Below are 22,683 nucleotides of genomic sequence, written 5' to 3' on the forward strand. Positions count from 1 at the left end.
GAGTGGTCAGTTTTGTATTTGGATTAAGCGATACCATGCAATCAAATCCTTGTGATCGTTAAGCTCAGTTAGTAAATGGTTAGAGATAATTTAATGTGCTCTTAGCTTATACTGATTAATCTTGCTGTTCAATATTTAAGCTTGTTTGGGGTGTAAAACATAATTATTGGAAATGGTATAAAAAAGGGTAAAGCAGCGCTTTACCCTTTTAATGTGCGTTTAATTACAGATTATTCGCTAATATCGACACCAGCGCGATTAATTAAGAACTGGCTTAAAATAGGAACAGGGCGGCCAGTTGAACCTTTATTGGCGCCACTATTCCAAGCGGTACCGGCTACGTCTAAATGTGCCCAGTTGTACTTTTTAGCAAAGCGAGACAAGAAACACGCCGCCGTAATAGAACCCGCAGGACGACCACCAAGGTTAGTCATGTCGGCAAATGGGCTGTCTAGCATGTCTTGGTATTCATCCCACAATGGCATACGCCATGCACGGTCGCCACTTTGCTCACCAGCATTAAGTAACTCATGTGCAAGTGGGTTGTGAGAACTAAATAAACCTGAAGCATGTTTACCAAGAGCAATAACACACGCACCTGTTAGGGTTGCTGTGTCGATAACTAACTCTGGGTCAAAGCGTTCAACATAGGTTAATACGTCACATAACACTAAACGGCCTTCAGCGTCGGTGTTAAGTACTTCAACGGTTTGGCCTGACATGGTAGTTAAAATGTCACCCGGGCGATATGCATTGCCAGATGGCATGTTTTCGCATCCAGCTAATACACCAATTACATTGATAGGTAGCTTCATTTCGCACAGTGCTTTCATAGTGCCAATGACACCTGCAGCGCCGCCCATGTCGTATTTCATTTCATCCATGGCTTCGCCTGGTTTTAATGAAATGCCGCCTGAGTCAAAGGTTAATCCTTTACCGACAAGTACGATGGGTTTCTCTGTGCTGTTAACTGCACCTTGGTATTCCATCACTGTCATGATCGATTCGTTACTGCTCGCACGGCCTACTGCAAGGTATGAGTTCATGCCCAACTTGGCCATTTGCTCTTCACCTACGGTAGTCACTTTAAGGTTTTCGTACACTTCAGCCATTTGGCGAGCTTGAGACGCTAAATATGCTGGGTTACAAATGTTAGGCGGCATGTTGGCCACATCACGACAAAGATGCATACCCGCAGAAACAGATGCGCCATGTTCAATTGCGCGTTCGCCAATAGTGAGCTCACGGCGTGTTGGTACATTAAATACCATTTTGCGCAATGGTCGGCGAGTTTCACCCTTGCGGGTTTTTAAGGCGTCAAATGAATACAAGCTGTTTTGAGTCGTTTCAACGGCTTGGCGTACTTTCCAATAGGTGTCGCGGCCTTTGACATGCAGCTCAGTTAAGAAGCATACTGCTTCCATTGAGCCTGTTTCGTTCAACGTACTAATGGTTTTTGTGATGATTTGTTTGTATTGGCGCTCGTCTAACTCACGCTCTTTACCACAGCCAACCAATAACACGCGCTCACTCAATACGTTTGGTACATGATGCAATAGCAGCATTTGTCCTGGTTTACCTTCAAGGTCACCACGACGAAGTAGGTTACTAATATAACCTTCACTGATTTTGTCCAATTGCTCTGCGATACCAGATAAACGGCGAGGTTCGTAAACGCCAACGACGATACACGCTGAACGTTGTTTTTCGGGGCTGCCGCTCTTTACGCTAAACTCCATGAGCACTCCTAGATTCTTAAAGACAAATTTTTATATTTATTAGATAATGTTTGCATTAGGCCATCTGGCATATAATCAACGAAAAGGTGTTAACTGTTTGGGATTATTAACTAAAAAAAGGCAAAATTTGACAGCCAAAATAAATGTTAACCAAGACCCCAATGCACCTTCCGCGCTGGTCAGAAAACTAGCAAAACTGCTGAAAGTAGACAGTTTACATGAAAGTTGCTCTGATACCAGTAAAAAGATAAGTTTAGCCACCGGATCCTACTTGTGATTGTATTTAGATACCTGATTGGTGAAGTTTTAAAAGCGCAATTTGCAGTACTAATCGTACTGTTAACTATTTTTATCAGTCAGCAATTTGTGCGCGTGCTAGCAGACGCTTCTGACGGCGAATTTCCTGCTTCTTTAGTCATAACACTGTTGGGGCTGAATTTGCCTCAATTAACAGTATTAGTATTACCCTTAAGTTTCTTTTTGGCCATTTTATTGGCCCACGGGCGCATGTATGCCGAAAATGAAATGGTGGTACTGCATGGGGTTGGGGTGAGCGAATGGTATGTTACGCGTGTAACCCTATTAGTGGCTTTTGCCAACTTGATCTTTACGGCTTATTTGTCGGTATATGTGGGGCCTTGGGCCGAAGAACGTCAAAATCAAGTATTAGAAAAAGCCCAGTCTGAAGCCGGACTCGCTGCATTAACTCAAGGGCGGTTCCAGGCCAGCCCAAATGGCCGTGCAGTGTTGTTTGTTGAACGCATAAATAAAGACAATACCCTTAATAACGTGTTTGTTGCTCAGCTTCCCGATCCTGAAGACGAAGACGGCCTAACTAATATTGTGGTTGCCCAACAAGGTCGAGTAATAGAGGACAATATTGGTAGCCAACAATTGCAGCTTGAAAAAGGCGTACGTTATCAAGGAAGCCCAAAATCACTTGATATTCAGGTTATTGAGTTTGGTGGTTATAAGATGGAAATCAAGGAGCAGGAGGTCGATGAGCGTCGACGTAAGTTGTCTGCTCTGCCAGTAGAGCAGTTATTGGCAACGCCTGGCCCAGAAGCCGCAGCAGAATTTCAATGGCGGTTAGCAATCCCTATTGCGATCCCGTTAATGACATTAATTGCGGTGCCATTGGCTCGGGTTAATGTTCGTCAAGGTAAATTTGCCAAAATGTTCCCGGCCATTTTATTGTACTTAGGTTATTTTGGGTTGATGGTCGCGGGGCGTAAAGCATTGCAAGACGAGGTTGTGCCTCAGTATTTAGGTATGTGGTGGATCCACGCCTGTGCATTGATTTTAGGCTTGTTATTACTAATTAAAGAGCGACCATCAGGTAAAAAATTACTGGGCTTATTTAAACGTAAGCAGGTGGCTGCATGAGAATTTTAGATTTTTATATTGCTCGTGTCATTGTGAGCACGTCTGCGTTATGTTTGCTTATTTTAACTGGTTTGTCGGGCATTATTAAATGGGTTGATCAGTTACGTGTAGTGGGACGTGGCAGTTACACGTTAATTGATGCGGGCATTTACGTTTTATTTTTAGTTCCTCGTGATGTTGAAATGTTTTTCCCGATGGCGGTATTACTTGGCGCCTTAATTGGCATGGGGATGCTGGCCTCTAATTCTGAATTAGTGGTGATGCAGGCATCAGGTATGTCGCGTTTACAGATCACTCAATCGGCAATGAAAACAGCGATCCCACTCATGATCATGGTGATGGTTTTGGGTGAGTGGGGCGCCCCCGCAGCAGAAAAAAGTGCTAAAGAGTTACAGGCCGTTAAAGTGTCTGGTGGCAGTTTGATTAAGTCTCATCGTGGGATTTGGGCAAAAGACGGTGATATGTTTGTTAATATTGGCGAAGTTCAAAGCATCGATATGCTTAATAATGTCAGTCTATACCGTTTTGATGATGAGTTAGCTTTAACTGATGTTACTCATGCCAATAAAGCGATTTTTATTGATGATGTTTGGCACCTCTCTGGTGTTGTGACGACTTATGTTCAAGATGAGCGAGTAATAAGAGAACATCTTGATAAAGATACTTGGACATCGTCACTAACACCAGACAAGCTAAGTGTGGTGTCTGTTAAGCCTGAGTCGTTGTCGATTAGAGGCTTACTGGATTATTTAGATTATTTAGAGGTGAATGAACAAGACTCAAGTCGATATGAACTAGCGCTATGGCGTAAGATTATGCAGCCTGTCACTGTTGCTGTGATGATGTTAGTGGCCTTGTCGTTTGTGTTTGGCCCATTACGTACGGTAACCATGGGGGCGAGAGTATTATTGGGGGTTGTCGCTGGATTTAGTTTTTATATCAGCAATCAAATTTTTGGCCCAATGAGTATTGTGTATGAATTACCTGCGTTTGTGGGTGCAGTGACACCGAGTATTTTATTTACCATTTTGGCGATGCATTATATTCGTAAGTAATGGTTAAGCGATAAAAAAACGGCAACTCAGGGGGTTGCCGTTTTTGTTGCTGAGTTAAATTAAGCGCCGTGCCAATTGCGCATTTGATTGGCTTCTACCGATAGCACCACCACTTCTGAGCGGGTCATTTTATCTTGCAGGGCAAGTTTGTCGCTATTGATTAAAATCCACAGATTACCTACACCTAACAATGACCACACTATGCGAGCGCAAGCTGTGATAAAGCTGAGGTTTTGCCCATTAGGATGTTGAACCTTTAAGCGCCATGCCCTCATGCCTAGGGTTTGTCCGCCTCGGCTCCAGAATATGGCATAAAAACCGCCAACGCATAAGGTTAACCAAAGCTGGTAAAGACCATGGTAAATCGGTGTGTTATTTAATAAATCTGACGTGTGTTCAAACCCGTTTAATGAAATTACGCCACTGCTTTGAAGCCCAAAAAAGAAGCCAAACCCAATAGCACCAGCGAACATATATACCGCCACAGCAAGCATGAAGTCGTAGACAATTGCACCAAACCGGCGAACAAAACTGGCTCGAGGAAAATTGGCGTGTTCAGTGTTTAACATTGGTATTCCTTTAAACAGATACTGGGTTAAATTTCATCGTCTTCACGAACAAATTTAATGCTGGTGAAACCAAAGCGTGCAAATTCGCTTTTACGAAATTCTTTTTCGGCCTTAGCCCCTTTTTTTGAGGTTAATGCTATTTGTTGCTCCATTGCGAGAAATTTTTTTAAATCAATCCCTTCAGCTTCGGCTGCTGCTTCATAAAGGTCGTGATGTATGTCGTAGCTAAACGGGATCGTTTTTGTTTGACCTTTGAAGGTGTATATCACTTGGCGCGCCATGGCGAACTCCTAACATTATTGTAACGCATTGAATAAGGGGTCATGCCTTGGTGTTAGTGATAAGGCGGTACAGTCCCCAGCGGCAAGAGTGAAGCGGTTCCATCTTGCGTATAGGTAATAATTGTCCCATGTTAAGTGGCCTAACGCCAAGCAGATTGATAATTTATTAGCTTAACTGTTTATGCTTATTAGCTTAGCATTGAGTCATTTGGCGTTGTAAGTCTAAATATAAATAGCAAGCATCTGCGGGGTAGCTGGTAAGCGATTGGGTTAATTTTTTTGATGTTTCATGTGGCTTAAATCCTTGTTGCTGCCAGTAAGTGTTGGCACCTTGGACTGCAACAAGACCGACACCTTCAATATTTAATTTATGCGCCTGATTAAGTATGTGGGTAATGAGTTGTTTGCCTATTCCCATACCTTGCGCTTTTGGTGAAATGGCCATGTCATGTAAGTACCAACTAGAAGATGCTTGTAATGATATTTCGCAATCCAGTGAAGGTGCATCACCTCGTAACCATGGGTGCACTAGGGCATAGGCTAATACTTGCTGTTTTTGTTCAACGACTAGGCACGTTGAAGGAGACGCTTGCCATTTACTTTGCATTACAGCTAAAGACTCTGGCGTTAGGTCAAGATAGCATTGAGCCTGAATTGCCATTATGCTTGGCCAGTCGGTTGGGCAAATCGGACGTATAAGCATATTAATAATCAGTTACTTTGGTTTATTCGAGCTGCGATTATACTTGGGTCTGTTGGTCTTTGCAGGTTGAATCTTGTGCGAGTTTAAAAGCGTTTATCTTTTGCCGCAATGCTTCGCGATCTAGGCCCTAATATGCTTACATAAAAAACATGTTCAACCTGATCTGCTGGCGGCGGTTATTGGCTTGGTGTTATTACTGCTTGTTGTCGCGTTAAAGGTGAGTAGCGTTGATGACTGGTAAAATTAACCAATAACATGTTGTTAAACAAAACCCTAAGTTAGCAAGCACTAACTAAATATCTACACGTTTATCTATGCTACAGTGCTATGTTTTACTCATTTGCTTTAGCTGGCTAATGCTATTTATTGTTAGAAGGAACATCAACACAATGGCAATCCATTTACCTTTTTTGTCTACAAGAGCAGTTTATATATCGTTATTAAGTGTGCTTGCTTGCCCATCTTTTATGGCAACGGCGGGTATTGAGGCATTTAAGCCTGGCACCGTCATTAAAGATTATGGCAAGGTTGCACAAGTGAATAGCAGCTTAGTGATCCCCAAAGGGATGAAGTTTAAAGTGGCTTTTGATTTAGGTACAGCCGCTAAACCTGGTGAGTTAAACCGCAGTATTGATACCCTGGCGCGTTTTATTAATATGCACGTGGCTGCTGGGGTAAAATTAGAAGACATATCTCTGGCAATGGTTGTGCATGGACAAGCTGCAAGTGATATGACCCAGACCAGATATTATCAAATGTTAAATGCCAATAAGTATAATGCCAATGCTGACCTCGTTGCTAAGCTAGTAAAGCAAGGTGTAAAGTTTTATGTATGTGGTCAAACTGCGGCTTACTACGGCATCACGTCTGAAGAATTGCTTCCTGGTGTTGATATGGCGCTATCGGCATTGACTGCCCATGCGATATTAGCTCAAGAAGGTTATAGCGTTAACCCTTTTTAAATCTCAGGTGAGAAAGTTATTGGGCTAAATGCTCAAAGACTTCTTGTTTGGTGTATTTGTCGATAATGCGTTTGATGGTGCCATTTGATTGCAGCTCGTCTATCGCGGCATTAATACGGGGTAATAATGCTGCGTGTTCTTTGCGAAGGCGCATGACTAACTGACCTTTAGAATGGACGGCCGCTAATGTAATAGGGCTGTTGAGTTGTTTTGCCCAGTACAATGCGGGTAAGTCACCTGATATAGCTGCTTTTACTCTGTCTTTATACAGTGCTTTTATGAGCTCGCGCTCTGAGATGAAATCTACCCGGGTGAAATTTGCGTCATCATGATACAAATATCCCCTAACGGTGCCTATTTCTTTGCCTTTGAGTTGGTCGATATTTTGCCAGTTTTTGGCATGTTCATCTAAAGTAATAATATTTTCTTGGATGATAAGAAGCGGCGATGATTGGACAAATAGTTCGCCTAAATCGTCATTTGGAAACCAACTTGGGCTAACAAAATCGAAATCTAATAAACCAGTGTCTAATGCATAGTTGGTTCGTTTGGGAGGAAAGTTATGTTTTTCAATTTTGATGTTTGCGGTGGCAAGTATAAGTGGCACTAGCTCACCTAAAATGCCTGGATTATCAGGAGAGTGAGCAATGTAATAAGGAACCCAATTACTTGAGCCGTTGACATTGTATTTGAGGACCGTTTCAGCTTTGACCGGTGAGCAAAAAGAGCACAATACAAAATAAATTACAGCAATAATGCATCTTTTCATTGTAGTACCTCAGCATACGCCTACGACGAAATTAAATTGGGTTTTGTCAATCATACCTAATATTGTTCAAGACACAGTAAACACAAACTAGAATGTTGGTTATTTGGCCTTAATGTATATGTTTTGTGGTGTTTGATTAAGGTGGTTTTCTTGTTTCCCTGGCTCAGTAACATTCCCTGTTTAAGTGCAAGTGCTGCAACGAGCGTTTCATCCCCACGTATGTACATTGAAATAGGCTTAATAATCACGTCATCTACAATGTGTTGTTCGAACTCTTTTTTAGCGATGATAAGGCTTGATTGCCCATCGCTGTCTAGCTTAAGTTTAGCATCTATATCGGTATCTGTGATGATTAGCCAATCTTGTTGCGCTAATTCAACTAATAGATTTTTAAGCCCTTCACCGGTTGCGACTGTGCTGTTATTAGCTTGTTGGTATTGATCTGCAATGCAGGTCAATAAGCGCTTTAGTTGCGCCCCAGCACCTTGACTTCGGGCTTGACGGATCCAGGTTGTTAAATCGTCGGCGACTAACTTAGAAAAGCGTTTTGTTTTTAATGACTCGACCATCCAATTGCATAAATAATGGCTTTCTTGTGCTGGGGTTCGAGTAGCCTTGTGTTGTGAAGCTGAGGCGTTAAGGGCCTCTATGCCTGCAAGTGCTAAAGTGAGTATGGCTTGGTTATAGGTTTCGGTGGTCATTAGCGCTAATCAATAATGTAGTTTAAAGGCTAGTTTACCGCGAGGCTGCTAATTGCTAAATAGATATTTTATCTTTGGGAGTTGGCCAGAGAGTTGTTGGGTGACTCAATGGCCATAAACGATTATTTTTTAGGTGGAAACTGCGCCAATATAGCCACTACGGTTTGATTTATTCCTTGGGCTTTTTCTTCGCCGCCCTGATCAAAGTGATATTGACTATTACCACGCCAAATTAAGCGTTTGTCTGTTGGGTCTATAATGTCAATTTGAATGGTTTGTGTTTTAGCGGTGTCGCTGCCAATCGGAATACCTATACTGGTACCAACTCCAATGCCACCACCCGAGCCCCATGTACCTGAACCTAGACCAATTGAGAGCCCTGAGTCTTTTTCTTTGTCTTGGGTGACAAAGGCGTAATTAACTAGAAAGTCTGGATTTTCTGCCTGGTAAATATAACCTTGGTTAAGTAATGTTTGCTTGATGTCGTCATTGATTCTGTCGGCTGTGAGTGGGTCATCAGTTTGCTTTAAGGTTAATTGACTAAAGGTTTTCAAAGTTGAGAAATCATAATTAACATCATAATCTTGTTTGGGTTTTGCCGCGCAGGCAGCGAGAATAAATAAGCTAAATATCATGAGTGTTAGGTAGTGCCAGGTTGGGCGGTTTTCCCTTAACACGAAACGCTTTGATGTTGTCATATGACCTCCTAAAACGTGTAATAATGTACAAAATTAACTCAATTAGTATAACCTTAATATATACCCAATCAACTTGAAGATGCGGATTGTAACATCTGAAAATTGTCATTGATCCGCGACGTCAAATCGCCACCCATTTCCGGCAGTGTTTCTTTAAAAAATTTTGATAGAGCGGCCCTAAATTCGCGCTTACTTTTGAAATAAACGCTGTTTCTGGCATGCTCATTCATCACCTTCCACAGCCGCTCTATTGGGTTCAGATTTGGGCTATAAGGCGGTAAATAATGCAGCTCTATCTTAAGCAAATCGGCCATTTCTTTGACCTTCTTTGAGCGATGATAACCTGCGCCATCTAAAATGAGATGCAACGTGTGAGGTGGTGGATATTTCTCCCTTAACACCTCAAAAAATTGAACAATACTGTCGCCATTAACATAGTCATATTCGTTAACCGTTGCGTTAGCGATATCATCAAGGTCAATCGCACCAATCAGATTGATACGTGTCCGACTACCAGTGGTTTCAACGGGTTTATCTTGTCCTGTGCGGATCCAGCCATGCGATATTTTTGTCGCTTGGGTAGGATGAACTGCGTCGATAAAGAGAATAGTCGAATCCTCGCCACAGCTGGCTTTAAGGTTTTCATACTGCTCAACAAAAGCCTGTTGCTTTGCTTCATCAAACTTATGCGGCACACCTTTAGGCTTTTTGTAGCTAAAGCCATTTTTATGCAGCCACTTGTGCATGCCAGCGACAGTATATTTAACACCGAACTGCGCTAACACATAGCCGACAATTTGATGGTTATGCTGGTAAGTATGGGCAGTTAAATGGGTAATTAACTCCGCCGTTTGCTTAGCGGATAAATGGCTTTGTGAGCCGCCATTTTCAGGCTTGAGTTTATCCGACAAGGTATAGTCTGCAAGATGTCGCAGCACGGTGGATTCGTGAATGCGTAGCGCTTGAGAAATCATAACCGTAGACCAGCCTTCTGAGGTAAGGAGGACGGCTTTGATGCGATCACGAACTCGCCCATCGCGCGCTTGAGCATGCTGGGTTTCGAGCTGTTTCTTCTGGTCATCGGTGAGGTATATTTTCATGAGGTGTAGCATGATCCTGATTTGAAATAAAATCAAGCACCTTCAATGATCACCGGTATACTTCGATTGTTTGCCTTAACATTGCGAAGCTTATATCAATATATCGCATATCAATAAATAGTCTGCATTTATGTACTGGAGTTAATCTCACTAATTATGGAACAGTTAAGTTTTTTTGCCGTGCCCAGCCCTTGCGTTGGCGTTTGTCAGTCTGACAGTCGCGGATATTGTTTGGGATGCCTTAGAAGCCGGGATGAACGCTTTAACTGGATGAGTTTTAGTGAATTACAAAAGCAAGATGTCATTCGTTTATGCTTGCAGCGCAAAAAACGTCGTCAATTTACTCTGCATAAAGCAAGACAGCAAGAATTACTTAATCAGCAAATGGCTCACACTCCTCAATTAGATTTTGAAGACAAGCAAAACTCGGTTGATGATGTCGACCTAGCTGATTTTAGTTTAGATGATTGATCCCAATTTCAATTCTATTGCGCTTTCATTGCATGCCAAAACAAAGTAAAGCTAGCATCACGATGGATTTTATCTCCACCTAAATGTGGGTTGTCGGTAAAAAAACGAATGGTGGCTAAGTACTGACCATGACAATTTTCGAGTAATAATTCGCTGGGGAAATTGGCAATAATGCCTTGTTGTTTACCTTGCTCAATTAACTCAACGACAAAGCTTAAAATACTTGTCATTGCTTGCTTTCTTATCGTCACATCAATATCGGCAGACATTGAATATTGTAAAAAGAACAATTGCTTAAGTGGCTGCGCAATGGCCCAATCGATAGCTTTTTGCCATAGGGTATAGGCATCTTGCTCAATGTCACCACTAAACTGAGTGCTGGTGACCATATTATCTGCAAACTCTTGTTTAATCGCTAAAAAAACTTGATTCATTATGTCGTTTTTGGTCGGAAAATGATGAAACAAGGTGCCCGTAGCAACGCCCGCCGCCTTAGCAATAGATGCGGTTGATGTTGCATTAAAGCCTTTATTGACAAACAGTTGCAGCGCTGCGTCTAAAATGGCTTGCTTTTTATCTGTGGTAGTGGAGTTACTGCTCATTAAGTCAAACTGCCTGTGGTTGAACGTGATGAACTGCCCAACAATGATTCTGATTCATTGTGGGCAGTCGCGAGGTTAACGTAAGAAAAACTTCATTAATAGTCGCTGAATGACTCCGCCATAAGGTGGGTGGACAAATATGCCGGTGTTGATTTTACCACTGTTTAACACTGTTTTTGCGTGACTAAAAGTTAAGAAGCCTTCTTTGCCATGGTAATGTCCCATGCCAGAGGGACCAATACCGCCAAATGGCGCATCGTCTGCGGCCACATGGAATACAGTGTCATTAATGCAGACACCGCCAGAATGGGTTTGCTGTAAAATATGTTGTTGGGTCTTGTTATCAAAGCTCATGATATATAGTGCTAGAGGTCGGTCTCTTTGATTAACATAGCCAATGGCTTCAGAGATGTCTTGATAGGCAATAATGGGTAATAGTGGCCCAAAAATTTCGTCTTGCAATAGCAACATGTCGTCTGTTGTGTCGGTGATCAGTTGCGTGGCTAGTTTTCTATTATTTGACGAAATAGGGGCATCTGTTGCAGACACGACTTTTGCACCTTTGGTTTTAGCATCGTCAAGCACTTTCAATAAGCGTTGAAACTGGCGGTCATTAATGACGTTGCCGTAATCTTGATTGTTAACAAAGTCTGGGTACATTTTGTTAAACCTAGCGCGGTAAGTTTCAATAAACTCACTTACTTTGTCGGCTGGGCAGAGTATATAGTCAGGTGCGACACAGATTTGACCCGCATTTAAACATTTTCCAAAAATGAGCCGTTCAACGGCTGTTTCTATGGGCATGTCTGGGGCGATAATTGCCGGTGATTTACCACCTAACTCTAAGGTGACAGGGGTTAAGTTATTGGCTGCTGCGCGCATAACATGACGACCTACAACAGTTGAGCCGGTAAACAAAATATGATCAAACGCTAAAGATGAAAACTCAGCGGCGACCTCTGCTTCACCTTCAACGATGGCCACTTCAGATGTGTCAAAAATACTGGCCAATAATTTCCTTAGCACGGTATTTGTTTCTGGAGTAAATTCAGACATTTTAAGCATGGCACTATTACCGGCGGCAATAGCGGTTACTAACGGCCCCATAGATAACATGATGGGAAAATTCCATGGCACGATAATACCAATCACCCCCAATGGTTGATACTGCACTGACACTTTAGACGGTGAGAGCAACATACCTGCATGGCGACGGCTGGGTTTCATCCATGACTTAAGGTGTTTTATGGTGTAATTGATATTGTTAACGCAAGGCAAAATATCAGAGATAACGGTGTCATTCGATGATCGGTGACCGTAATCTTGATTAAGCGCATTGATGATTGCTTGTTGGTTATCAAGCAATGCGAGTTTGAGTTGAGTTAATTTTTTTACCCGAGACTCATAACTCGGTGCCGGATTTGACAGATACCGACTTCGTTGTAAGTCAAGTAATTGAGCGAGTGAGTTTACGGTTTGTTCAACTGCCATGTTCATTATATTGTTCTCCGGCGGGTTGTTTGAGTCGGTTGTTTGCGCCATGTAGCTTAAAACAAGTGTAATAAGTAGCGATTTGCAATCATACAACACAATAAACCGACTGATTAGTCGGTCTGACTTTAGGGTGTATTTTGAACAAATGCAAGTTTTAGACACGGATTTGATTGTGATCACTAAAAAGTCACGTATTCATGTCTACACTAAATATAAGAGGAGTGAAGGATGTTAATAGAGTCAAATTGATTGTATTAGCAGTAAAGGAGTAAGTGGTTAATTCACTCTTTTGTTGTTCACGTGTTAGGAGGATAACAAAATGCGTACACGAAATATTTTATGGCCTACAGATTTTTCTGATACGGCGTCACATGCTTTACGATATGCCATTGAAATGGCCAATTTATATCATGTTGGCATCCGTATTTTACATGTAGTCGATCAACCTCTTGGTGATGAAAACTATATGATACTTGCTATTACGCCAGAAGAATTGGCCCAATCAATGGAAGACGCTGCAGCGAAACAAATGCATGAATTGCTGGCTCAGTTAAAAACCGATTTAAAAATCGAGACGGTTATCCGTCGTGGTGATGCAATTACAGAAATCTTAGCCGAAGCGAATAGCGACGAGATTGGTATGGTGGTGATTGCAAGCCATGGTCGAACTGGGCTTGCTCACTTTTTACATGATAATGTGGCTGAAGAAGTCGCAAACAAAGCCAAATGCCCAGTGTTAGTGGTTAAGTAAAAGTCACCACAACAGGCTCTAGAAACTTGAACCTGGCTCATTTAGAAAGGCGATTTCAGCTGGGGTTGAGGTGCGTCCTAAAATTGCATTACGGTGAGGGTAGCTTTAATTGAGTAATAATCGCTTGATGATCTTGTTCAATCGCTAGATTGTTTGGGTCGTATTGAGCAAAAAGTGGTAATGCTTGTTGATGAATTAATGTTGATTCACTGTGCATATACGGCATGATTAAAAATAGCGCTTGTTGTGGCGGGAGTTGTGTTAAGCATACAAGGGTAACCGCTTCTTGAGATAGCACGGTTGCATCTGCAATAAATGCACACTGGGTGTTTCGGTAAATGTTGCGGGAAAATTGATCTAATACGATTATTTCAGCTAAACGACCTAAAGGCGTTTTGCGCCACGAGTATAACTCCCCTTTTACTGCTGCATCGTGTAAAGCTTTGAATTTAAAGCATCAAACTCACCGTCTTTTAGCCACCATTGTTTGAGGCTTATTTGTTTAAACCACAAATCAATGATGTCGTTAGAGCTGATATCCATGGTTGTCCTTTAGTTTATCGTGCTTACTTAACCTCAGCTCTGGATAACAAACGCCTTTCAAGCAGTCCTTTGCCTTCCTCACTGCGTTGAATTAACTTGCAATAGGCTAGCTATTGACGCGTTAATTCGCCTTGTTAGCAAAACAAATCACAAGCTTGACAGTGGATTTTAGTCAATCTATTGATTTATATCGTTATCAATACATCTCTTATCCAGAGTTGAGGTTACTTAAATCCAGTTTTGCGAGTTACGACTCACCGAATGCAGTGAGCGTGATACGATTTGATCTGCAATATGCGCTGGAATGTAAGGAAACACCACACTTCCGCTGGCAAGACCGACTTCAACATAAGCGAGCCTTGCCCGTTTTTGCCCTTGAGTTTGGGTAATTTTAACATGCTGTACTTTGTCAAAAGCAATGCGTTTCCATTGCCGGCCTAATAAACCTGTGTGCTGCCAAATCACCTTATCTTGCAGTACATATCCCCAATGCTTATAGCGTAAATACATTAAACCGATAATCACTGATGTGATGAGCCAGGTGGTTTCAAAAAAGTGTAAGTTGCGCCCATTGAGCCCGCCAATTATTGATATCAAAATTGCGATTGCCAGTGGTATTAGTGCTCTTCTTGTAAACCAATTGATGTGGATTTGTGTGTACTTATTTGGTAAAGCGCTGGCGCCGCCACTGAGCTTTGGCATGGCTGTTAATATGGCTTCAACTTCGCTGGGTTGTACACTGGGTATAAGCATATGTTGCTTGGTTTTTTGCTCAACCTCTTGGCCTTTGACCTGTTTAAAATATAAGGTCCAACGTTTAAATAGGCGCGCTAAAGCAGGTTGCTGGGCATGAATAAGTTGTACCCGCTTGATGGCTAATGCATCTTGTTGATGTGAAATTATGCCGCCACTGCGTTGTAAGGTGTCGTCGTGTCTGTCGAGTTTATAAGGATAATATTTTAATACGGCGGCGATAATCGAAATAAGCGAAAAGAGTCCATATAAACACAGTGCGCCAAGAATAAAAAATAAGCTTTGTAAGCCAATGTTTTGATGGGTTTGGGTTTCAATCCATAGCCAAAATTGTTTGGCTAATGGTGAGTCAAATATCTTTTCCATATCGATTTGGCCAGCGATGGGACCTGCAATAACGGCAAACCAAATAAAATTATTATGATAAAAACCAAACAATAATAAATCGCGAAATGATTTACGAACGATGGGTTTTGAGTCATTTTCAGCTAAGTCATCTTCTATTAATGACTGTGTATGAGTTACGGACTCGGTATCTTTATTTTCGCCACTTTCTATGGACTCATTAAGTGTATGACTGGTTCGTTTTAAATTGAGTAATAAGCGTTTAAGTGTTTGTGCTTGTAAGGTATCTAGTGCGGCAAGCTGCGCTTCATCGTTTTTGGAGCCGGCCGTCTCTATGATTAACGTGCCTAGTGATAGGGGTTTAAAATAAAAGGGTTGTTCAAAGCGAATGTTTTGGATTTTGCTTAATGGAATTTCATCTTTTTTAGTAAAAAAAAGCCCACGTTTTACTTCGAGTTGTTCGCCATTTAAACGAAAACGAAATTTTCGCCATTCTATGGTGGCAGCAATGCTCACAAGGATGATTAATGCACCTACAGCCATGATGAACCATTGGGCATCAAATCCTTGTTTCCAGCCCGTATACACTAAGGGTATCACTGCAAATCCATTGCTAAGAATGCCTTTAAGGGTGCTGAAAATATAAGTAATAATTGACCATGGCGATAATGCCTGCCAGTGGGTGAGTTGCTCCGCAAAATGATGGCTATTATCAGCAATATTTACATTTTGGGGTGTCATATTGTGTTGATTATTCATGATGAGGGCGAACCTCGTCTACATGCTCTGAGTTGTTGTTTTGCTGAGCTTGCGAGTCTGGCATTGCAGCACTTTTTTGTGGCATATGACTCGTGGCTGCCTTTACCAATAAATGCTGGCGAAGATGCTCGGCTAGGTCAGCATTGAGGCCGGGGAGGTCAATTTCTGCTACGCCACTGCCAGCACTAAAGCATTTTAATGTGACAAGGTGATATTTTCGCTCTAGTGGGCCTTGAGATACATTAACATGTTGTAAGCGGGTATAAGGTAATGCCGTTGTGGATACCCAAAACAGCCCTTCACGCAATACCAGTTCATGCTCAAATACCCCATAGCTTATCCGCTTAGCTTTTAGGTGGATAAGTTTAATGATAATCAATGCAAGCAAAGCATAAGCAGTTAATATAGATAAGGTTACATTGATTGGGATGTTGAGGGCAATTTGGCTGACAATGCCTAGGGTTAGCATGATTATCACGGCGATGGTGATGCTAATAATCAACAGTAATTTAGGGTAGTTAGCATCAACGGCTTGCAAAGTTAATTCGGCTAAAGGGGTATATTGTACCTGGGTTAACTTTGGGCCATGTTGATAATGATTTAACTCTGCCGCAGACTCAGCTGTTGAATCTGAGGCTTGTGCGACTAAAGGCTGGCTTTTTTGTGTCGGGTCCATGTTCATTATTATGTTATACCTTTGTTACCGTATCCTTATCATACTGCCATGGTTTTAGGGCAATTTGCGATCTCAAGGTTGTAAATGTTTATCTCAAGCCGCAGTTTGATTATTGCTTAGCTGTTGATATTACTTGCATGCAGGGCAACACATGCAGTAATTTCAAGTTAAGGGCTACTATTTATAGGACGTTATCATGATGTTTTCTGAGCTTAGTGAGGCCAGTAAGTCGCAAAAAGCCTTCTTAAGAAAGCTGTATTTAGCGCATTTGCTCGATGAAGAACAACATAATTTATTAAGCTTACAAAAGTTAACAGGCATGCCAAGGCGAACCTTGCAGGATGCTATTTCAGCTTTTTCTGATATTGGTATTCAAGTTGATTTTATTCAACATGGTCAGCGACATAATGAGGGATTTTATCGTATTTCAACTTGGGGGCCTATTAGCAGCGCATGGGTAAGCAGCCATTTTCAACTGATACAATCAGTGATAGAAGAGGGTGAGTGTCAGGGCGTAGCGTGTTAGACATTGAGTGTTAATCTTGTTTATTCTGAGTCTATTATGACCATTCGCATTTTATTATTTGATACTCAAGGGCTGTTGTTATCATCTGGTGACGCTGATTTGATGGCGCAATATGATCCTGAACTCCATTTAATATGGATAGATATTAATGGACCGAATAATCGAGCATTTTTTCAAGATAACCCTCAGTTTGGTATTGATAACCTAGATTTTGATGACGCTCATAGAGAGCGGCACCCTCCTCAAATTGAATTTTATAGTGATCATACTTACCTATTAACTCATGAGTTAAAGGCGCGAGAATCGTATCTTTTACTCGACCGAAGTCACTTACTGATACACGTCAATCAACAGTTTTTAATTACTCAGCATTTGGCATCCTCTATGAGTGTTAATAGTGTTATTGAGCGCTTAAATGATAAACGTAGCATTGAATCACAAAATATGAGCTCGATATGTTTTTTGATCATGCGCCAAATTGTGACAGATTTTTTAGCGGTAATGCTGGCATTAGAAGAACGCTTAAATGACATAGAAGATGAGATTTTTGATGCATCAAGCGACGACTTACTTGCAGAACTACTGGCTTACAGCAGTAAGTTGCAAAAGGCAAAGCGCTCGTTTACCTATCATGAAGAACTCTTGCAACAAATGTTAGGCAATGAAGCGCAAAAACATATTGAGTTTGATTATCAACAGTTAAGCTATTTGTATAATCAATTTGAGCGTTTATCGAGTCGTGCCAGTTTGTACCAAGGTCTGGTGAGTAATTTAATTAATGGTTTTATTTCGGTAAGTGCCCATAAAACTAATCGGGTGATGATGACCTTAACCTTAGTGACGGCGATATTTTTACCCCTAACGGTCATCGCGGGTATTTATGGGATGAACTTTCAACATATGCCAGAGTTAACATGGCAATATGGTTATTATGCAATATTGATCATAATGGCATCAATTGTCGTATCTGGTTTGTGGATTGCTAAATTAAAACGCTGGTTTTAATACTAAGGAGGCAAACTTGTCAGGTTGGCAACAAGGGTTTGACTTTGACGCACCACAAAGTAGCTTGGATGTTAATGGTCATAGGCATCACGCAGTAACGCCCCCCGTGACCTGGATTAAAGGTTTTTTGTCCAGTAAACAGCAACAGTTGTTACTAAATGAAGTCACTCATTATCCACTAGAAAGAGTGTCGATTGAGGTCTTTGGTAAACAGCACCTCATTCCGCGTACGCAAGCTTGGTTTGGCGATCCAGGTTGTGATTATCATTATTCTAAATTGCACATTAGTGCCTTGCCATGGCCTAAGGTACTGAGCCGATTACGTCAAAAATTGCTTACTGACCATCAACTACAAAGCAATTCAGTACTCGTAAATTGTTATGCTAATGGGCGAGACTGTATGGGCTGGCACAGTGATGATGAACCTGAAATTGTAGCAGGGTCTGCTATTGCTTCTGTAACGCTTGGCGCCTGTAGAGACTTTGTTGTGCGCCATAAAAAAACACAAACTAAAGTGAGTTTTGCTTTGGCGTCAGGTGACTTGTTGATTATGCATCCAGGTATGCAGCAAGATTGGCAACACGCGTTACCAAAGCGACTTAAAGTGACCGAGCCTAGGATTAACTTTACCTTTAGGCATATTACCCCTCAATACTACCGCTAATCTCAGTCCAGTTAACGATAAAAATCAGCCTGTTTTGAACCTTATTGCCGTTTATTACCGTATCAATGAGGTATAAAACACCTGATAAGGGCTGTCATACATGAGTAACGCAAACGTTCAACCTTTAACTGACTGTAATACGACGTCCTCAGCCAAAAAAGCTAAGGCGCTTTATTGGCTTGGCGATGATCTTCGTTTAGCAGATAATGCCATTTTGTCAGATATTTCCCAAAATGCTCAACAGCTTATGCTTGTGTACTGCATTGAGCCACAATGGTTTGCAAAGGCCCAATACCAAGCACAGTATTTGGGGAAACATAGGCTAAAATTCTTACTTGAGTCGTTGCAAGCGTTAGACGAGGCACTGAGTCAATATGGTCAGCAACTGCATATAATGTATGGTCAGGCGCAGCAGTGTTTACCATATTTAATTAACACTCATGATATTACGCGAGTTTACCGAAGCGACCATGGCGGTGCAGATGAGCGCGCCAAATGGCAAGCGATTAAACAACAGTGCGATTCAAATACTGAATTTACAACATTTACTACCCAAACCTTGTTTAGCTCACAGCAACTTCCTTTTGAGTTAGATGAACTGCCACCTAGCTTTAGCCAATTTCGAAAACTAGTGAACAACAGCCATTTTGAAGCAGTGAAAGATGAAGTCACTTGGTTGCCGCCTATGGTTGCTCTAAAGTCACAAGATAAATTAATACAAAAATGGGTCACTTATCCTGATTGGTTACCACAAACACATATGCTTAGTAATGTCTTTAGCGGCGGCGAATTACAAGGCAAACTGCAATTAGAAAGTTATTTTGCATCAAACTTAGCCCACAGTTACAAAATTGTGCGAAACGAACTCGCTGGATGGGAGCACTCAACTAAGTTTTCTCCTTGGTTGGCTAATGGCTGTTTATCTGCTCGACAAGTGTTGTCTGGATTACACGAATTTGAATCGCAACATGGGGCTAATGAGTCATCTCGATGGATTGAATATGAGTTATTGTGGCGCGAATATTTTCATTGGTATGCACATAAATTTAACAACAAACTATTTTGGTTTGCAGGGATAACGGGCAAAAAGCCTTTAACCAGTTTTTATGCCAAGCGGTTGCAATCATGGAAAACGGCAACCACTCCTTACCCGCTAGTAAATGCATTAATGACGCAGTTAAATCAAACAGGCTATATGTCTAATCGTGGAAGACAAATAGTGGCCAGTTGTTTAATTCATGAATTGCAATGTGATTGGCGTTACGGGGCGGCTTACTTTCAGCAACAATTAATCGATTATGATGTAGCAATTAATTGGGGTAATTGGCAATATTTAGCTGGTGTGGGCGCAGATCCTCGAGGATCTAGACGGTTTAACCTCGCCAAGCAGCAACAGATATTTGATCCTCAAGGTCAGTTTATTAAAGCCTGGCTTGGCAGTGTGGCTTTGCAGCAAAATAGCATTCAGCTCGTTAGCGAACTTGATGGTGTCGACATGGCCGATTGGCCTTGTTAATAAAGCGATTGGTATTTTTTGGCACGTCATATTTTGTGCACTGCTAATCAGTTTTGGTTTGCTTGTTTGACCTTTATTGTGCAAACCAGTACCCTTCGGTTTCATTGATATGAATTAACAAGAGTATCACTATGTCTGTCGAACAAATCATTACAGATAAATTGAGTCAAGCCTTTGCACCAGTGCACCTTGAGGTGATTAATGAAAGTAATCGTCATCATGTGCCGCCTAACTCAGAAACCCATTTTAAAGTAGTCATTGTCAGCGAGCTGTTTAACGAGCAACGTTTATTGGCTCGCCATCGTTTAGTTAATCAAGCATTAGCAGATGAACTAGCAAGCGGTGTACATGCCTTATCAATTAATGTTTACACTGAAGCTGAATGGCAGTCATTAGATGCGGTACCAAGAACACCTAACTGCAAAGGATAGGGGTTAACACTCGCTGAGATTCACTAATATCAACGTTCAGCTTGAGATAACAAAATTAATTTAATCAGTACGTTAAACGATAAAGCCTCACAAGTTAGTGAGGTTTTTTTATTGGTGCAATCGTTGCCAGATGTGACGAATATGTTAAATTAACCTTAACATGGTGCAAAATATGCGATATGCAGATTAAACCGTTCATACTTTGCGCAACGAGTATCGCTCTTATTAAATTTGACGCAGTGATGTATTCACCGCTCGTTTACCGTCAGTCAACGCTTGTGCATTCGTTAATTTTTCGGTTACTAAAAGCATTGTTCTTGTCGCTATGAGGTTGATTTTTATGATGTAGAGCAACCATTATGCTCTAAAAACTAAGGATATTATCATGGGTATGCTGAAACAGGCCGGTTGGGTAATCGGGTTAGTTTTTTTATTAGGTTGTGAACCAGAACCACCTATGTCGACGCCTGTTACTGAATCATCTGTGATACCACATCAAGTGATTAAGTGGCGTTTAGCAACTTCTTGGCCCAAAAATCTTGCAGGTTTGGGCATGGCTCCTGAGCGGTTTGCTGAGTTAGTTGAGCAAATGTCTAATGGGCGTTTATCAATTGATGTCTATGGTGCAGGGGAGTTGATGCCGGCATTATCTGTTTTTGATGGTGTTAGCACTGGCACGGTAGAAATGGGGCACAGCGCTGCTTATTACTGGAAAGGCAAAGCCCCGGCTTCGCAGTTTTTCTCTTCAATTCCTTTTGGATTAACCGCTCAACAAATGAACGCATGGCTTTTTTATGGCGGCGGTTTAGAGTTGTGGGAGGAGGTCTATCAACCATTCGGTATTTTACCTTTACCTGGAGGTAATACGGGCATGCAAATGGGCGGATGGTTTAATAAGCTTATTGTGTCTCCGGACGACTTTAAAGGGCTAAAAATGCGCCTGCCAGGCATTGGCGGTGAAGTGCTCAAAAAGTTGGGTGCAGTGCCAGTTGATGCTTTGGCTGGTCGAGAGTTATATGGCGCATTACAAACCGGGGCGATAGACGCCGCCGAATGGGTTGGACCTTATAACGATTTACCATTAGGGCTGAATCAGGTGGCTAAATATTATTATTATCCCGGTTGGCACGAGCCGGGTTCAACCATGGAATTCTTAATCAATAAGCAAGCGTTTGCAGCATTACCAAATGATTTACAAATGATTGTTAAAGTGGCTGCTCGTGCGGTGAATCAAGATATGCTTGACGATTACACCCAAGGCCATATATCTGCAATGGACACTCTGATTAATGAACATGGCGTGACGGTTAAGCCGTTTCCAGACGCTGTGATTTTTGCGTTAAAAAATGCACGAGATGAGGTGTTGGCGCAAGAGGCTGCTAAAGATCCATTATTTGCTAAAGTATTACAGGCATATCTAACGAATGAAGCGTCTGTTAAACGTTACTTTAACTATACAGAAGCTGCCTTAAACCATGTTGAATAAAATGATGCACACACAAGCTGTAGCGTAGCCGCAATAGTGATATTATTTAGATATTGAGCTGAAACATCGCCAATTAACTTTATATTCTGGAGAGAACAATGCCTTTATTAGACAGTTTTACCGTAGATCATACTCGCATGAATGCTCCTGCTGTGCGGGTTGCAAAACACATGAGCACCCCAAGTGGCGATGCAATCACAGTGTTTGATTTGCGTTTTTGCGCGCCGAATAAAGACATTTTAAGCGAGCGCGGTATTCATACGCTCGAGCATTTATTTGCCGGTTTTATGCGTGATCACTTAAATGGTAACGGTGTTGAAATTATCGATATTTCGCCAATGGGATGCCGTACAGGCTTTTACATGAGTTTGATCGGTCAGCCGTCTGAAAGTGCCGTTGCCGATGCATGGCTTGCTGCTATGGTTGATGTGACTAATGTGGTTGATCAAAAAGACATTCCTGAGTTGAATGAATATCAATGTGGTACTTACGAAATGCATTCTCTAACGGAAGCACAAGACATTGCCCGAATGATTATTGCTGCTGGTGTAAGTGTTAACCTAAATGATGATTTAAAGCTAAGCGATGAAATTTTAGGTAATCTATAAACATTTATTTAGCATTAGAAAGCGGCTTAGGCCGCTTTTTTTGTTATTAAATCGCCAAATTATGGATTAAACGTTATCAGTATGCTGTTT

24 protein-coding genes and 1 pseudogene are annotated in these 22,683 nt (G+C 41.6%); 12 read left to right on the forward strand and 13 right to left on the reverse strand.

Annotation, left to right across the window (positions count from 1 at the left end):
• Window positions 1-230 precede the first annotated feature (230 nt).
• Window positions 231-1,739 (reverse strand): leucyl aminopeptidase, encoded by a 1,509-nt coding sequence (gene pepA, locus K8B83_RS07305; protein ID WP_188740210.1) that lies wholly within the window; start codon window positions 1,737-1,739, stop codon window positions 231-233.
• 273 nt (window positions 1,740-2,012) lie between these two features.
• On the opposite strand from pepA, the gene lptF reads away from it, so the two are divergent.
• Both lptF and lptG read left to right on the forward strand, forming a co-directional pair.
• Window positions 2,013-3,125 (forward strand): LPS export ABC transporter permease LptF, encoded by a 1,113-nt coding sequence (gene lptF, locus K8B83_RS07310; RefSeq protein ID WP_223419449.1) that lies wholly within the window; start codon window positions 2,013-2,015, stop codon window positions 3,123-3,125.
• Window positions 3,122-4,180 carry an LPS export ABC transporter permease LptG gene (gene lptG, locus K8B83_RS07315; protein WP_223419451.1) on the forward strand — a complete coding sequence of 353 codons (1,059 nt, stop codon included), beginning with the start codon at window positions 3,122-3,124 and terminating at the stop codon, window positions 4,178-4,180. The genes lptF and lptG overlap by 4 nt, the downstream gene beginning before the upstream one ends.
• A 59-nt stretch (window positions 4,181-4,239) precedes the next feature.
• On the opposite strand, the gene K8B83_RS07320 is transcribed toward lptG, so the two are convergent.
• From K8B83_RS07320 to K8B83_RS07330, 3 genes are all read right to left on the reverse strand, one after another.
• Window positions 4,240-4,749: an RDD family protein gene (locus tag K8B83_RS07320; protein ID WP_223419452.1), complete on the reverse strand. Its 510-nt coding sequence runs from the start codon at window positions 4,747-4,749 to the stop codon at window positions 4,240-4,242.
• A gap of 26 nt (window positions 4,750-4,775) precedes the next feature.
• On the reverse strand, window positions 4,776-5,030 hold the full coding sequence (locus K8B83_RS07325) for a DUF2960 domain-containing protein (RefSeq protein ID WP_188740214.1): 255 nt from the start codon (window positions 5,028-5,030) through the stop codon (window positions 4,776-4,778).
• A 193-nt stretch (window positions 5,031-5,223) separates the two neighbouring features.
• On the reverse strand, window positions 5,224-5,733 hold the full coding sequence (locus tag K8B83_RS07330) for a GNAT family N-acetyltransferase (protein ID WP_223419454.1): 510 nt from the start codon (window positions 5,731-5,733) through the stop codon (window positions 5,224-5,226).
• A 389-nt stretch (window positions 5,734-6,122) separates the two neighbouring features.
• On the opposite strand from K8B83_RS07330, the gene K8B83_RS07335 reads away from it, so the two are divergent.
• Entirely contained in the window at window positions 6,123-6,695 is a 573-nt protein-coding gene (locus tag K8B83_RS07335) for a DsrE family protein (RefSeq protein ID WP_223419457.1), read from the forward strand.
• A gap of 16 nt (window positions 6,696-6,711) precedes the next feature.
• On the opposite strand, the gene K8B83_RS07340 is transcribed toward K8B83_RS07335, so the two are convergent.
• From K8B83_RS07340 to K8B83_RS07355, 4 genes are all read right to left on the reverse strand, one after another.
• On the reverse strand, window positions 6,712-7,464 hold the full coding sequence (locus K8B83_RS07340; protein ID WP_223419459.1) for a substrate-binding periplasmic protein: 753 nt from the start codon (window positions 7,462-7,464) through the stop codon (window positions 6,712-6,714).
• Between the two features lie 56 nt (window positions 7,465-7,520).
• Window positions 7,521-8,165 (reverse strand): DUF2913 family protein, encoded by a 645-nt coding sequence (locus K8B83_RS07345; protein WP_223419461.1) that lies wholly within the window; start codon window positions 8,163-8,165, stop codon window positions 7,521-7,523.
• A gap of 122 nt (window positions 8,166-8,287) precedes the next feature.
• Complete coding sequence (locus tag K8B83_RS07350; protein ID WP_188740219.1) at window positions 8,288-8,863, reverse strand: DUF4136 domain-containing protein; 576 nt, start codon at window positions 8,861-8,863, stop codon at window positions 8,288-8,290.
• 68 nt (window positions 8,864-8,931) lie between these two features.
• Complete coding sequence (locus tag K8B83_RS07355) at window positions 8,932-9,963, reverse strand: IS630 family transposase (RefSeq protein WP_188741280.1); 1,032 nt, start codon at window positions 9,961-9,963, stop codon at window positions 8,932-8,934.
• Window positions 9,964-10,119: 156 nt separating this feature from the next.
• On the opposite strand from K8B83_RS07355, the gene K8B83_RS07360 reads away from it, so the two are divergent.
• Window positions 10,120-10,434 carry a DUF1289 domain-containing protein gene (locus K8B83_RS07360; protein WP_223419463.1) on the forward strand — a complete coding sequence of 105 codons (315 nt, stop codon included), beginning with the start codon at window positions 10,120-10,122 and terminating at the stop codon, window positions 10,432-10,434.
• Between the two features lie 14 nt (window positions 10,435-10,448).
• Here the strand turns inward: K8B83_RS07360 and K8B83_RS07365 are convergent, their stop codons facing one another.
• Together K8B83_RS07365 and K8B83_RS07370 are read right to left on the reverse strand one after the other, a co-directional pair.
• The gene (locus K8B83_RS07365) at window positions 10,449-11,036 is read right to left on the reverse strand and encodes a TetR/AcrR family transcriptional regulator (RefSeq protein ID WP_223419465.1); all 588 of its coding nucleotides are present in this window, start codon (window positions 11,034-11,036) and stop codon (window positions 10,449-10,451) included.
• A 75-nt stretch (window positions 11,037-11,111) separates the two neighbouring features.
• Window positions 11,112-12,533 carry a coniferyl aldehyde dehydrogenase gene (locus K8B83_RS07370; RefSeq protein WP_223419466.1) on the reverse strand — a complete coding sequence of 474 codons (1,422 nt, stop codon included), beginning with the start codon at window positions 12,531-12,533 and terminating at the stop codon, window positions 11,112-11,114.
• Window positions 12,534-12,849: 316 nt separating this feature from the next.
• Between K8B83_RS07370 and K8B83_RS07375 the strand changes: the two genes are divergently transcribed.
• A complete protein-coding gene (locus K8B83_RS07375) occupies window positions 12,850-13,281 on the forward strand; it encodes a universal stress protein (RefSeq protein ID WP_188740223.1) in 432 nt (143 codons plus the stop codon).
• A gap of 18 nt (window positions 13,282-13,299) precedes the next feature.
• On the opposite strand, the pseudogene K8B83_RS07380 reads toward K8B83_RS07375, so the two are convergent.
• The 3 genes and pseudogenes from K8B83_RS07380 to K8B83_RS07390 form a co-directional block, all read right to left on the reverse strand.
• Window positions 13,300-13,824, reverse strand: a pseudogene (locus K8B83_RS07380) (DUF924 family protein).
• Window positions 13,825-14,052: 228 nt separating this feature from the next.
• Window positions 14,053-15,681, reverse strand: coding sequence for a PH domain-containing protein (locus tag K8B83_RS07385; protein ID WP_223419468.1), 1,629 nt, complete (start codon window positions 15,679-15,681; stop codon window positions 14,053-14,055).
• Complete coding sequence (locus K8B83_RS07390) at window positions 15,674-16,363, reverse strand: PH domain-containing protein (RefSeq protein ID WP_223419469.1); 690 nt, start codon at window positions 16,361-16,363, stop codon at window positions 15,674-15,676. The genes K8B83_RS07385 and K8B83_RS07390 overlap by 8 nt, the downstream gene beginning before the upstream one ends.
• A gap of 193 nt (window positions 16,364-16,556) precedes the next feature.
• Here K8B83_RS07390 and K8B83_RS07395 point away from each other — a divergent pair, with 193 nt between their 5' ends.
• The 7 genes from K8B83_RS07395 (at window position 16,557) to luxS (ending at window position 22,593) form a co-directional block, all read left to right on the forward strand.
• A complete protein-coding gene (locus tag K8B83_RS07395; protein WP_373284937.1) occupies window positions 16,557-16,883 on the forward strand; it encodes a winged helix-turn-helix domain-containing protein in 327 nt (108 codons plus the stop codon).
• 36 nt (window positions 16,884-16,919) lie between these two features.
• Window positions 16,920-17,888 (forward strand): magnesium transporter CorA family protein, encoded by a 969-nt coding sequence (locus tag K8B83_RS07400; protein ID WP_223419471.1) that lies wholly within the window; start codon window positions 16,920-16,922, stop codon window positions 17,886-17,888.
• Between the two features lie 16 nt (window positions 17,889-17,904).
• Window positions 17,905-18,552, forward strand: coding sequence for an alpha-ketoglutarate-dependent dioxygenase AlkB family protein (locus K8B83_RS07405; protein WP_188740227.1), 648 nt, complete (start codon window positions 17,905-17,907; stop codon window positions 18,550-18,552).
• 100 nt (window positions 18,553-18,652) lie between these two features.
• Complete coding sequence (locus tag K8B83_RS07410; protein ID WP_223419472.1) at window positions 18,653-20,068, forward strand: DASH family cryptochrome; 1,416 nt, start codon at window positions 18,653-18,655, stop codon at window positions 20,066-20,068.
• 131 nt (window positions 20,069-20,199) lie between these two features.
• On the forward strand, window positions 20,200-20,499 hold the full coding sequence (locus K8B83_RS07415) for a BolA family protein (RefSeq protein WP_188740229.1): 300 nt from the start codon (window positions 20,200-20,202) through the stop codon (window positions 20,497-20,499).
• Between the two features lie 385 nt (window positions 20,500-20,884).
• The gene (locus K8B83_RS07420; RefSeq protein WP_188740230.1) at window positions 20,885-21,985 is read left to right on the forward strand and encodes a TRAP transporter substrate-binding protein; all 1,101 of its coding nucleotides are present in this window, start codon (window positions 20,885-20,887) and stop codon (window positions 21,983-21,985) included.
• Window positions 21,986-22,083: 98 nt separating this feature from the next.
• Window positions 22,084-22,593, forward strand: a complete 510-nt coding sequence (gene luxS / locus K8B83_RS07425) for an S-ribosylhomocysteine lyase (protein ID WP_188740231.1) — start codon at window positions 22,084-22,086, stop codon at window positions 22,591-22,593.
• Window positions 22,594-22,683 lie beyond the last annotated feature (90 nt).

Source organism: Shewanella inventionis, assembly GCF_019931735.1.
Classification (GTDB): Bacteria; Pseudomonadota; Gammaproteobacteria; order Enterobacterales; family Shewanellaceae; genus Shewanella; species Shewanella inventionis.

Coding starts and splice junctions, on each gene's coding strand:
- pepA (WP_188740210.1), bottom strand. CDS start 1,739: ATGGAGTTTAGCGTAAAGAGCGGCAGCCCCGAAAAACAACGTTCAGCG.
- lptG (WP_223419451.1), top strand. CDS start 3,122: ATGAGAATTTTAGATTTTTATATTGCTCGTGTCATTGTGAGCACGTCT.
- K8B83_RS07320 (WP_223419452.1), bottom strand. CDS start 4,749: ATGTTAAACACTGAACACGCCAATTTTCCTCGAGCCAGTTTTGTTCGC.
- K8B83_RS07325 (WP_188740214.1), bottom strand. CDS start 5,030: ATGGCGCGCCAAGTGATATACACCTTCAAAGGTCAAACAAAAACGATC.
- K8B83_RS07330 (WP_223419454.1), bottom strand. CDS start 5,733: ATGCTTATACGTCCGATTTGCCCAACCGACTGGCCAAGCATAATGGCA.
- K8B83_RS07335 (WP_223419457.1), top strand. CDS start 6,123: ATGGCAATCCATTTACCTTTTTTGTCTACAAGAGCAGTTTATATATCG.
- K8B83_RS07340 (WP_223419459.1), bottom strand. CDS start 7,464: ATGAAAAGATGCATTATTGCTGTAATTTATTTTGTATTGTGCTCTTTT.
- K8B83_RS07345 (WP_223419461.1), bottom strand. CDS start 8,165: ATGACCACCGAAACCTATAACCAAGCCATACTCACTTTAGCACTTGCA.
- K8B83_RS07350 (WP_188740219.1), bottom strand. CDS start 8,863: ATGACAACATCAAAGCGTTTCGTGTTAAGGGAAAACCGCCCAACCTGG.
- K8B83_RS07355 (WP_188741280.1), bottom strand. CDS start 9,963: ATGAAAATATACCTCACCGATGACCAGAAGAAACAGCTCGAAACCCAG.
- K8B83_RS07360 (WP_223419463.1), top strand. CDS start 10,120: ATGGAACAGTTAAGTTTTTTTGCCGTGCCCAGCCCTTGCGTTGGCGTT.
- K8B83_RS07365 (WP_223419465.1), bottom strand. CDS start 11,036: ATGAGCAGTAACTCCACTACCACAGATAAAAAGCAAGCCATTTTAGAC.
- K8B83_RS07370 (WP_223419466.1), bottom strand. CDS start 12,533: ATGAACATGGCAGTTGAACAAACCGTAAACTCACTCGCTCAATTACTT.
- K8B83_RS07375 (WP_188740223.1), top strand. CDS start 12,850: ATGCGTACACGAAATATTTTATGGCCTACAGATTTTTCTGATACGGCG.
- K8B83_RS07385 (WP_223419468.1), bottom strand. CDS start 15,681: ATGAATAATCAACACAATATGACACCCCAAAATGTAAATATTGCTGAT.
- K8B83_RS07390 (WP_223419469.1), bottom strand. CDS start 16,363: ATGAACATGGACCCGACACAAAAAAGCCAGCCTTTAGTCGCACAAGCC.
- K8B83_RS07395 (WP_373284937.1), top strand. CDS start 16,557: ATGTTTTCTGAGCTTAGTGAGGCCAGTAAGTCGCAAAAAGCCTTCTTA.
- K8B83_RS07400 (WP_223419471.1), top strand. CDS start 16,920: ATGACCATTCGCATTTTATTATTTGATACTCAAGGGCTGTTGTTATCA.
- K8B83_RS07410 (WP_223419472.1), top strand. CDS start 18,653: ATGAGTAACGCAAACGTTCAACCTTTAACTGACTGTAATACGACGTCC.
- K8B83_RS07415 (WP_188740229.1), top strand. CDS start 20,200: ATGTCTGTCGAACAAATCATTACAGATAAATTGAGTCAAGCCTTTGCA.
- K8B83_RS07420 (WP_188740230.1), top strand. CDS start 20,885: ATGGGTATGCTGAAACAGGCCGGTTGGGTAATCGGGTTAGTTTTTTTA.
- luxS (WP_188740231.1), top strand. CDS start 22,084: ATGCCTTTATTAGACAGTTTTACCGTAGATCATACTCGCATGAATGCT.